Annotated in this window: 9 protein-coding genes and 1 pseudogene; 5 read left to right on the top strand and 5 right to left on the bottom strand. The window is 56.3% G+C overall.

The genetic code is table 11. The features are described from left to right. Both ACMX3H_RS05895 and ACMX3H_RS05890 read left to right on the top strand, forming a co-directional pair. The coding region (locus ACMX3H_RS05895; protein ID WP_415209556.1) for a transposase domain-containing protein at positions 1–108 on the top strand (108 nt) is incomplete at its 5' end. Between the two features lie 142 nt (positions 109–250). Further along, a complete protein-coding gene (locus ACMX3H_RS05890; protein WP_415210146.1) occupies positions 251–1,411 on the top strand; it encodes an NAD-dependent formate dehydrogenase in 1,161 nt (386 codons plus the stop codon). Between the two features lie 250 nt (positions 1,412–1,661). Here ACMX3H_RS05890 and ACMX3H_RS05885 read toward each other — a convergent pair. Next, a pseudogene (locus tag ACMX3H_RS05885) lies at positions 1,662–2,424 on the bottom strand (class I SAM-dependent methyltransferase). A gap of 5 nt (positions 2,425–2,429) precedes the next feature. Then, entirely contained in the window at positions 2,430–4,472 is a 2,043-nt protein-coding gene (gene prlC, locus ACMX3H_RS05880) for an oligopeptidase A (RefSeq protein ID WP_415210145.1), read from the bottom strand. Between the two features lie 285 nt (positions 4,473–4,757). On the opposite strand from prlC, the gene ACMX3H_RS05875 reads away from it, so the two are divergent. Beyond that, complete coding sequence (locus ACMX3H_RS05875) at positions 4,758–5,180, top strand: DoxX family protein (protein WP_415210144.1); 423 nt, start codon at positions 4,758–4,760, stop codon at positions 5,178–5,180. Between the two features lie 202 nt (positions 5,181–5,382). Here ACMX3H_RS05875 and ACMX3H_RS05870 read toward each other — a convergent pair whose 3' ends face one another. Continuing rightward, positions 5,383–5,964, bottom strand: coding sequence for a pyridoxal-phosphate dependent enzyme (locus ACMX3H_RS05870; protein WP_415210143.1), 582 nt, complete (start codon positions 5,962–5,964; stop codon positions 5,383–5,385). 2 nt (positions 5,965–5,966) lie between these two features. Then, a complete protein-coding gene (locus ACMX3H_RS05865) occupies positions 5,967–6,425 on the bottom strand; it encodes a pyridoxal-phosphate dependent enzyme (RefSeq protein WP_415210142.1) in 459 nt (152 codons plus the stop codon). 175 nt (positions 6,426–6,600) lie between these two features. Here ACMX3H_RS05865 and ACMX3H_RS05860 point away from each other — a divergent pair, with 175 nt between their 5' ends. Further along, positions 6,601–7,269 carry a MarC family NAAT transporter gene (locus ACMX3H_RS05860; RefSeq protein WP_415210141.1) on the top strand — a complete coding sequence of 223 codons (669 nt, stop codon included), beginning with the start codon at positions 6,601–6,603 and terminating at the stop codon, positions 7,267–7,269. Between the two features lie 148 nt (positions 7,270–7,417). Here the strand turns inward: ACMX3H_RS05860 and ACMX3H_RS05855 are convergent, their stop codons facing one another. Beyond that, a complete protein-coding gene (locus ACMX3H_RS05855) occupies positions 7,418–8,668 on the bottom strand; it encodes a purine-cytosine permease family protein (RefSeq protein ID WP_415210140.1) in 1,251 nt (416 codons plus the stop codon). Between the two features lie 934 nt (positions 8,669–9,602). Here ACMX3H_RS05855 and ACMX3H_RS05850 point away from each other — a divergent pair. Further along, the gene (locus ACMX3H_RS05850) at positions 9,603–10,445 is read left to right on the top strand and encodes a 23S rRNA (adenine(2030)-N(6))-methyltransferase RlmJ (RefSeq protein ID WP_415210139.1); all 843 of its coding nucleotides are present in this window, start codon (positions 9,603–9,605) and stop codon (positions 10,443–10,445) included. Positions 10,446–10,730 lie beyond the last annotated feature (285 nt).

Here is a 10,730-nt window from a genome sequence, read left to right as displayed (position 1 = left end):
GTGGAGCCGGAAGCGTATCTGCGCCATGTGCTGGCGATTATCGCGGATCATCCCATCAACAAAATCAAAGAGCTCCTGCCGTGGAACCTCACCATCCCTGCTGAATAACTGTCAATACGGCGCTGGGCGTACGCTTACGTATCTATCAAGGGATGCTAACAAACGATTAGACGATTTCGTCGTCATTGTTCAAAGTGGATAGCGCGATAGCAATGCAATTTAAGCGCTCTCATTAGCCTAAGGATGGACTATGTCGAAAATACTATGCGTACTTTACCCCGATCCTGTGACCGGCTTTCCGCCCGTCTACGCCCGTGACGCTATCCCGGCGATCCACGCCTATCCGAACGGTCAGTCCACACCGATGCCATCGGGGCCGCTGGGTTTTACGCCCGGGGCATTGATAGGTAGTGTTTCCGGAGAACTGGGTCTGCGACGTTACTTGGAAAGCCACGGTCATGAACTGGTCGTCACCAGCGATAAAAAGGGGGTGGACTCCGTTTTTGACCACCACCTGCCCGACGCCGATGTCGTGATTTCACAACCGTTCTGGCCCGCTTATCTCACCGCCAAGCGCATTGCCAAAGCCCGCAAGCTCAAACTGGCCCTGACCGCCGGCATCGGCTCGGACCACGTCGATCTTAAGGCCGCGGTTAGCCGGGGTATTACCGTGGCCGAGGTCACCTTTTCAAACTCTATCAGCGTGGCGGAGCACGTGGTGATGACTATCCTGGCGCTGGTCCGAAACTATCTACCCTCGCACCTGATGGCGAAAAACGGTGGCTGGAATATCGCCGACTGCGTGGCCCGCAGCTACGATATCGAAGGCATGCACTTTGGCACATTGGGTGCCGGGCGCATCGGCCAGGCGGTTCTCCGCCGGCTCAAACCTTTCGATATGACGTTACACTACTACGATCCCCACCGCCTGCCCGACGAACTGGAGCAAGAACTCGGCCTGACTTACCATGAAACGCCCGCATCCTTGGTCAAGGTCTGCGACGTCGTCAACCTGCAGACACCGCTCTATCCCGCCACTCAGGGTTTCGTCAATGATGCCTTTTTGGCTAAGTTCAAGCGAGGGGCTTATTTGGTGAATACCGCGCGTGGCGCACTCTGCGATCGCGACGCCATCGCCCGGGCATTAACCTCGGGGCAACTCGCTGGCTACGGTGGCAACGTATGGTTTCCCCAACCGGCGCCGGTTGATCACCCCTGGCGCAGCATGCCGAATCACGGCATGACGCCGCATATCTCCGGTACCTCGCTATCAGCACAAGCGCGTTACGCAGCGGGAACATTGGAGATTCTGCAAAACTTCTTTGACGGTAAGCCTATCCGTAAGGACTATTTGATTGTTGACGGCGGACGCCTGGTCGGGACCGGCGCCAACGCCTATAAGCTTACTTAAAGCGGCGGTGCTTAAAGCAAAAGAGGACTCAATCAGATAGGCCCATTGCGGCGGCTACCGGCCGCCGTGTTTCTCCACTTGCCATGCTGTTTAACGCGCCGATGACAAGCCCAACCGTGTCGCCGGGTCATCTATCGTGCAGGCCAATCCATCGGGAAAATGAACAGCGACGTATTTCGACGCGGGGGTATGTTCCCATTACAAGGGCGCTTTGATGTCGCTTAAGGCCAGCGTCGAGTATTGTTCGCCGTTAGCCCTTCACCGGGGGCGTACAGTCCTGCGGCGGGTACAGATCAAAACGATGGTTCTTGGTGGTGATGGACGCTTGCGCCGGCACCCCCGCCAGCGGCGGCGCGTAATCAGGCCGTTTCACCACCACCCGGCGCACCGCCAGCGCCCGCACGGGTGCCAGCAGCCCGTCGGCATCCTCATCGGCACCCACCAGCAGTTGAAATACCCGCATCTCCTTTTTCACCAGCGCGCTTTTCTGCCGGTGCGGAAACATCGGATCGAGATAGATCACATCCGGCGCGGAGCACAGCTGCGACAGCGCGCTCAGGCTGGAGCCGTGATGCAGCGTCAGACGCTCCTGCAGCCAGGGACCCAATTCCTGATCGGCATACGCGCGGCGCAGGCCGTCGTCCAACAGCGCCGCCGCCACCGGATGACGCTCAAACATTCGCACCCGGCAGCCCAGACAGGCAAGCACAAAAGCATCGCGCCCCAGTCTGGCGGGGGCGTCGACCACATCCGGCAACCATTGGCCTTTAACGCCCACAGCCTTGGCCACCGCTTCGCCGCGCCCGCCGCCGGTGCGCCATGGCGCCGGTAACAAAGCCCACGGCAATCGCGCCCAGTTTCGGCTCGTCCCGCTTGCGCAATTCCAGTCGTTCAGACGTCATCACCAGCGCCATAACTGCTTGAGGATCGCTTATCAATCCCCAGTGCGCGGCCAGCGTCTGCAAACGCAAGGGATCAACGCCGGCCTCGCTTTGCAAAAAAACCGTGCTCAATCCCCCTATTCCCGGATGCCGTAATGGCGCAGCATGGCATCCAGTTGCGGCTCGCGGCCGCGGAAACGGGCGAAGAGTACCATCGGCTCCTCGGAACCGCCGCGCGACAGTATGGTATCAAGGAAGGATTCGCCGGTGTCCCGGTTGAATATTCCTTCCTCCTCGAAACGCGACCAGGCATCCGCCGCCAGGACGTCCGCCCACAGATAACTGTAATACCCCGCCGCGTAACCGCCGGCAAAGATGTGGCTGAAGGCATGGGGGAAACGTCCCCACACCACGGTCGGCACTACCGCCACCTGTTTTTTCACCTCCGCCAGGGTCTCCAGCACGCGCGCGCCCTGCTCCGGTTGGTACTGATAATGCATGCGGAAATCGAATAGGCCGAACTCCAACTGACGCAGAATAAACAGCGCCGCCTGATAATTTTTTGCTTCCAACAGCTTGTTCAACAGTTCATCGGGCAGCGGCTCGCCGGTTTCATAATGGCCGGAGATAAACGCCAGTGCCTCGGGCTGCCAGCAATAATTTTCCATAAACTGGCTCGGCAACTCCACAGCATCCCAGGGTACGCCGCTAATGCCGGCCACTCCGGGGGTATCGATACGGGTCAGCATATGGTGCAGCCCGTGACCGAATTCATGAAATAGCGTGGTGACCTCATTGTGGGTAAACAGCGCCGGTTTGCCGCTTATCGGGCGGTTGAAGTTACAAGTGAGATAAGCCACCGGCTTTTGCAGCTTGCCGTCGGCTTTGCGCATCATGCTTACGCAATCGTCCATCCAGGCGCCGCCCCGTTTGTTGTCGCGGGCGTACAAATCGAGATAAAAGCTGCCGCGCAGTTCGCCATGTTCATCAAACAGATCGAAGAAACGGACATCCGGGTGCCAGGTGTCCACATCAGTACGCTCTTTGGCCGTGATGCCGTAAATGCGTTTTACCACCTCAAACAGACCGCTGATGACCCGCGGCTCAGGGAAATAGGGGCGCAACTGCTCGTCGTTAATGGAGAACAGGTGCTGTTTTTGTTTTTCACCATAATAGGCGATATCCCACGGCTCTAGCGTGTCGCGGCCGAAGTGGCTTTGCGCAAAGGCGCGCAGCTGCACCAATTCCTGCTCGCCCAGGGGGCGCGCGCGCTTGGCCAGATCGGTCAGGAAATCCAGCACCTGCTGGGGATCCTGCGCCATTTTGGTGGTCAGCGATTTGTCGGCATAGCTCTCGAATCCCAGCAATTGTGCCAGCTCATGGCGCCGCGCCAGAATTTCACTCATGAGGGGGCCATTGTCCCATTTGCCGGCATCCGGCCCCTGATCGGAGGCTCGGGTGTTATAGGCGCGATAGAGTTCCTCCCGCAGCGCGGCGTTGTCGCAATAGGTCAGCACCGGCAGATAGCTGGGGATATCCAGCGTCAGCAGCCAGCCTTCCTGCTCGCGGGCCTGCGCCTGGGCGCGAGCGGCGGCAAGCGCGCTTTCGGGCATGCCGGCCAGCGCCTGTTCATCGGTTATCAACTTGCTCCAGCCCATGGTCGCGTCCAGCACATTATTGCTGTAGGCCGAACCCAGCTCCGAAAGACGGGCGACGATCTGCCCGTAACGCTGCTGTTTTTCCGCCGGCAGCCCGATACCGGACAGTTCAAAATCGCGCAGCGCGTTATCCACCGCTTTTTTCTGCGCTACGCTCAGCTGTACATAATGCTGGCCGTCGCGCAGATTCCGATAGGCTTGATACAAACCCTTATGTTGCCCCACCCAGGTGCTGTATTCAGACAGCAGCGGCAGGCTTTGCTCATAGGCTTCGCGCAGTTCCTGACTGTTCTTCACCGCGTTCAAATGGCCCACCGGCGACCAAATTCGGCTCAAACGGTCATCCGCATCCGCCAGCGGCTGGCAGAGATTTTCCCACGTGAACGGGCCGGGCTGCGCCACAACCTCCTCAACGGTGTGGCGGCAGTGCTCGAGCGCGGCTTTCACCGCCGGCACGACGTGCTCAGGACGAATAGCGGCAAAAGGGGGCAATAAAAACGAGGTCAGTAACGGATTAGTCATAGCGCAGTCCTGATGTTCGTGAAGAGCCAATAGGATTAACATGAGGCTAACTATAGCGAAAATCAATGGTGAGCGAAGCGTATCGGCCGCCGTGCGGCACGACTGGTCATTTTCCCTCCGCCGTGCGCCGACCACGGCGTGATGGAGCGGCGGTTTCCAGCATTTGTTGCGGATTAGCGATTAATTGCTTGATCTGGTGCAGGTAAACATTCAGTAATTAGTAGATGAATAGTTATTGTTAACACCTAAATACGCATCACGCGTTATCTGAGGACGGGTACCATCATGCTAACTGCCTTTAACCGAATGTTGGACAAGCCGGATCTGGGGAAATTGCTGCTACGGTTTACCTTTGGCGCCATGATGTTGTTTCACGGCATACACAAGCTGTTATTCGGGATCAATGGCATCATCGGGATGGTTCAGGCCCACGGTATGCCCGCCATCGTCGCCTATGGTGTATTCCTGGGAGAAATCATTGTGCCATTGATGTTTATTTTCGGCATTTTGGTGCGACCCGCCTCGCTGATTTTCGCCTTCACCATGCTGTTTGCCTGGCTGATTACCGAACCCGGCATCATTTTCACTCTAACAAATGTGGGCGCCTGGGGGCTGGAAAATATCGCTGTTTATCTTTTTGCCGGGCTGGCCATCGCGCTTCTGGGCTGCGGCCGCTATAGCGTGATGCGAAATCCCGCCTGGCGATAAGAATCGGCGCTCATAAACCTGGCGCCACAAAGGCGTGGCGCGGCCAGGCCGTAAGGCGAGGGACGGGGATAGAGGCGAAGCCGAATAAACAACGGCATGGCGTCAGATGGGCGGTATGGCGCGTCAGAGGAAAGCGAGGCGCCGTCCAGATTCACCACGGCGCAGCTCCGCTCGCGGCGAAACAGAATAAACGACGCCTCGGTTAGGTAGCCGAAGCCGGATGCAGCGCACCCAGCTCATGGAAATAACGCTCTCCCCGATTACGCTCGTCGTCGCTGCCTGCATCGGCGAACAGGGTGATAACGCGCTGCGCCGGCGTCATCTCCTGCGCCAGCCGATAGGCGCTGCGCCAGTTGGCCACGGCGGAAGCGCCAATACGGATCCCGGTCAAACGATAAAATTCATACATCGCACTCAGCGATTCCTGCCAACTGACGTGATCAAACGGCACAGTGTCCAGCCCCGCATGGGCGATAAAGGGTTGCCGGAAACCGAACCCCATGCCGCCAGCGCCGCCGAATTTATCCCTATCATTGGGTGGATCATAGGTTCCAAACGGCAATTCGCTGGGGGTAGTCCCGCGCACCACAAGCGACGGGTTATCCTGAACAAGCGCGGTATAAACGCCGCTTAAGGTACCGCCGGTGCCCACCGCCGCCACCCAGCCGTCCGCTTGCTCATCCGCCAGTTGGCGGCGGATCTCCTGCCCGGTCTGGTATTGATGAACCGCCACATTCACCAGATTCAGGTGCTGTGACAGTAATGTCCAGCTGGGATCGCGCAAACCTATTGCCTGGGCGTGGCTGATAGGCCCAGCAGAAAAAAGCGGCTTTCCACGGTGCTTAGTTCAGCGCCGGCGTCGCGCAAGAAGGCCACCAGCGGCGGCGGCGAACTATCGGGAATGATCAAATGTATCGGTATGCCGCACAGCTGGCCCAGTTTCGCCAGGGCTTTGCCCATATTGCCGCCGGAGGCGTCCAGCAGCTTTAGCGGTCCGCGGCTAAAATCATGAAGATTTATCGCCTCACAGAACATACCGAACGCCGCGCGATCTTTTACCGAACCGAATGGATTGACGAATTCATATTTCGCCAAAATTCGGGCGGGGCCTCCCGCGGGGCTGGGAACCGGTTGTAATGGCGTATTGCCCAACGCCTGATAAAAGGGGATTAATGCCGGAAACAGGCTCAGCGCGCGAGCGGTATCCGGCGCGGCTTTGAGAGAATTGAACAATTCAAAATTCATGTGCTTTCCTTGGCTGCGGGCTAGGCGAAAATGACTGAATCATTCTTATTATAATAACTGACAATTTAACAGTTGGCCAGGGTGGGTCAACGCCTGTAAAATTAATGACTTATTGCTTTCTTGTCGTCGGTTTTGGCACCGGGGCGGTCAGCAAAACGGTCAGGAGACAGCGTGTATGTTTGAACTTTTCAAAGCAATCGGCCTGAGCCTGATGGTGCTGCTGCCACTGGTGAACCCGCTCACCACCGTGGCGCTGTTCCTTAGCCTCAGTAAAAACATGACCGTGGATGAGCGCAATCAGCAGGCACGGCTGGCGTCGATCTATGTGTTCGCCATTATGATGGTCGCCTTTTATGCCGGTACGCTGGTGATGAATACCTTCGGGATTTCCATTCCGGGGCTGCGAATCGCGGGTGGGCTTATCGTATCATTTATCGGTTTTCGCATGTTGTTTCCCGCACAGACCGATGATGATTCCGGCATCGCCGAAAGCAAGGCGCGCGAAATACATAAGCATAAAGCCACCAATATCGCCTTTGTCCCGCTGGCGATGCCGAGTACGGCAGGGCCGGGTACTATCGCCATGATCATCAGCTGGGTGTCTACCGTTAACGAGGATGTCTATTTCGCGCCCTGGATCACCGCACTGGCGCCGGTGCTGGTTTTTCTGACCATCAGCCTGATTGTCTGGATCGCGCTGCGCAGTTCAAGCGCCATTATGCATGTGGTCGGCGCCAGCGGTATCGAAGCGATTTCACGACTGATGGGATTTTTGCTAGTGTGTATGAGCGTTCAGTTTGTTATTAATGGCGTACTGGAGATCATTGCCGATTATCATGCCTGATGGCTGTAGCGGTGAACGGCGCAGAAGCCGGCGCCTGATGAGCGCCAAACAGCTCAGAGCGGCGCTGGCTACCCGCGGCATCACCCATGGCGAGTGCAACAACCGCCGCACCGCTCACGCGTCTCCCCACCCGCCGGCGCGCCGGCTATTACGCATCAGACCGACATCGAGTCACTATTTTCTGTTTCACCTCCGCCATCAGCCAATAAAACAGGCCGGCCGCCAACAGCGAATTCACTGACGAGATCCCCAGATGCAAAGCGAAGCCCACCAGACTGCCACTCAGCCAGGCCACCATGCCCGACCAACCGATCACAGGCGTCGACGCCGCATCTGGCAGCGTGTGGCGCTCGCGCGTGGCATTCAGCAGCGTGCGATGGGTGCGCAGCACATAATAATCCACCAGCATAATGCCGGTGATCGGCGGGAACAGCACGCCGAGCAAAATGAGAAAGTCGATAAAATGACTAATGATGCCCAGAACCGAAAGCATCGTGCCGGTAAGCCCCAACAGCAGCGTCAGCCAGCGGTAGCGCCATTTGCGGCGGCTCAGTCCGTCCAGCGCCGTCGCCAGGCCGAGGCTTGCGGAGTATAAGTTGACGTCATTCACTTTGATGGCGGAGAGGATCACGGTAACTAAACCAATCCAGCCGGCGCTATGGGTCATGATAGTGACCACATCCGCCGTTCCGAGCGCGTGGGCGACGATGATGGACATACAATTTATAATTATTTCACCAACAACAATGGATGAAGTAATCATAAACAAAACGTGGTTCTTATTTTTACAATAGCGGCTGATATCGGGAGAAATTAACGCGCCGACAATGCATCCGCCCGCAACCATCGTTGCCCCCTGACTTAACGACATCGCCTGGCCATTTGGCTGGCCATGAAAAAAATTAATCACATCGGGGCCGCTGACAATATCATATAAGATATACAGCACCACCAAGAAAAATAATGGGACGGAGATTTTCGCCGTCCAACTGAGTGCGGAAAAACCGTATAAGACCAAGAGAGTGATGATCAATCCAGACAAAACGGCGGCGGCGGGATAATTAAGCATACCCTGAGAAGCATGCAGCAATCCATCGGCCAGTACCGAATTCTGCACGCCAAACCAGCCTATCAGGCTTAAGGCAATAAATACGCCAATGATCCCCGAGCCGATGCGTCCGAAGCCGCACCAGCGGGCCAGCAGGCTGGTATATAATCCCTCTTTCATCCCGACCAGCCCCATTCCCAGGCCGACGATTTCCAATATCAGGCTGCCGAGTACCGTCGCTAGCATGGCCTGCCCGAAAGTCATGCTGTGGCCTAACGTTGCGCCAACCATAAATTGCGATAAAGACGTCATCATCCCCATTCGCACCAAGGTGGCATTTAACAGACTCACCCGGGAATTTGCCGGCACCCGATTATAGGCATGGTCATTTTTATTAATCTCTGCTCCCTGCATGATACTCCTCCCTATTATTGACTACCGCCTCGTTTCCTGGAGCGGTCTGGCATCACATGCACTTAATAATATGAATATTAAATGATTTGATATCTGAAGCGACGACAGGATCATAATGAAACACATTAATGAGTATTTCAACTCCTGGAGAATACTCAGTTAATCGCGACGTAATGACATTTATATTAAAATAGATAATGCCCTTTTAAACGCAAATGACACTTAACGATCGACGTAACCAGGGCGAGCGCATACCCCCTATCAAGCCACCGGCGTCACTTTGTCGCAAGCGATTCTCACATCAGGCGCAAAAAGAGGGTAACGCTCTGGCCTTAAGCCCGTCTTATCGCGATGCTGCCTGCACGGGGCTGGCGCCCGGTAACCGATGCCTGATGACAAATGACCGATCACCACCCCAGCCACCGAGGGGCGTGGCGGGCACGCCCTCCTAGAATGAAGGTTCACAATAATGCGTGCCGTTCACTGTTATCATAATCCCTCCAAGATAAGGGAATACCGCCATTAACCCTCGCAAACCTCCCTTTTTCACGCATCTTCACGCCCTTTGTTGGCGCGCTTTTTGCGCCCCGCACTGCGTTGGCTGCTGAAAACCTTCACTCCCGGCCAAGGATCATGATGAGGGTGGGTGCGCCTCTCTGCGCTTCATGCCATAAACGCCGAGGCGTTGGGAAGCTTTTAACCCCTTTCACCCTCATCCTGATATAATCGTCCGTCTGACCTGGTGTTTAGATGCTGTTCTTTGCTTAGGGTGATGTGCGCGGGTCCTTGAAACAAACCGGGGCCGGCAGGCGCGAACTTCGGCATCGGCATTAATAAAATATTCATTCAATCTCAAGTAGATATCAAACCTATGCTCAGCTATCACCACAGCTTTCACGCCGGCAATCACGCCGATGTGCTCAAACATACCGTGCTCAGCCTCATCCTGAGCGCGATAAAGGAAAAGGAAAAACCCTTCCTTTATCTTGACAGCCATGCCGGCACGGGCCGCTATTTGCTTTCCGGTGAACAGGCCGAGCGCACCGGTGAATTTCTGGAAGGCATCGCCCGGATCTGGCAGCGTGACGATGCCCCCGCTTTGCTGGCGCCTTATCTGGAGGTGGTCCGTCATTTCAACCGCGCCGGCCAGTTGCGCTATTATCCCGGCTCGCCCCTATTGGCCCGCCAACTGCTGCGCGGCGAAGATAAATTACATTTGACCGAGCTGCACGTCAGTGACTATCCGCTGTTGCGCAGCGAGTTTCACAAAGATCCCCGGGCATCGGTGCTGCGGGCTGACGGTTATCAACAATTGAAGTCCCAACTGCCGCCGGCCTCCCGTCGCGGCGTGGTGCTGATCGATCCGCCTTATGAGTTAAAAACCGACTATCAGGACGGGGTTAGCGCGATTCAGGAAGGCTATAAGCGTTTCGCCACCGGCGTCTATGCGCTGTGGTATCCGGTGGTGCTGCGCCAGCAGGTAAAGCGCACATTGTCGGCGCTGGAGCAAAGCGGCATCCGCCGTATTTTACAGATTGAACTGGCGGTCCGTCCCGATAGCGACAGGCGCGGCATGACCGCTTCAGGCATGATTGTCATCAATCCCCCCTGGAAACTGGAACAACAGATGAACGCGTTGCTGCCTTGGCTGCATCAGACTCTGGTGCCTTCCGGCCAGGGTCACGCTTTCGCGCGCTGGCTGGTGGCGGAGTAAATCAGGCGGCCTATCAAAGGGATTGATGCAATCTTTGCGACAACGCGCGTTTGCACGCTACACTTGTGCCAACGATTTTGCTGAAGGAAACGCCCGAATGACCCGACATTACGATTACCTCGCCATTGGCGGCGGCATTGCGTCAACGTAAGCGCCCCGTGGAGGACGTCTTGAATTATTGGTGGGTTTGTTGTATGAGACAGTAAACCTACGTTACACGCTTATGCTCATTGCATTTTCACATTGTATTGATTTTAATAACTTTTATTTCCATCCCGGTTTGAG

This window comes from Sodalis sp. (in: enterobacteria), assembly GCF_047607725.1.
Classification (GTDB): domain Bacteria; phylum Pseudomonadota; class Gammaproteobacteria; order Enterobacterales; family Enterobacteriaceae; genus JBLKSS01.
Note: the sequence above shows the minus strand (reverse complement) of the source record. Positions and strands in the feature narration are given on the sequence as shown.

What these genes read in the sequence shown, in the direction of transcription:
- ACMX3H_RS05865 (WP_415210142.1), bottom strand. Translation starts at nt 6,425, where the DNA reads ATGAATTTTGAATTGTTCAATTCTCTCAAAGCCGCGCCGGATACCGCT.
- ACMX3H_RS05860 (WP_415210141.1), top strand. Translation starts at nt 6,601, where the DNA reads ATGTTTGAACTTTTCAAAGCAATCGGCCTGAGCCTGATGGTGCTGCTG.
- prlC (WP_415210145.1), bottom strand. Translation starts at nt 4,472, where the DNA reads ATGACTAATCCGTTACTGACCTCGTTTTTATTGCCCCCTTTTGCCGCT.
- ACMX3H_RS05850 (WP_415210139.1), top strand. Translation starts at nt 9,603, where the DNA reads ATGCTCAGCTATCACCACAGCTTTCACGCCGGCAATCACGCCGATGTG.
- ACMX3H_RS05875 (WP_415210144.1), top strand. Translation starts at nt 4,758, where the DNA reads ATGCTAACTGCCTTTAACCGAATGTTGGACAAGCCGGATCTGGGGAAA.
- ACMX3H_RS05890 (WP_415210146.1), top strand. Translation starts at nt 251, where the DNA reads ATGTCGAAAATACTATGCGTACTTTACCCCGATCCTGTGACCGGCTTT.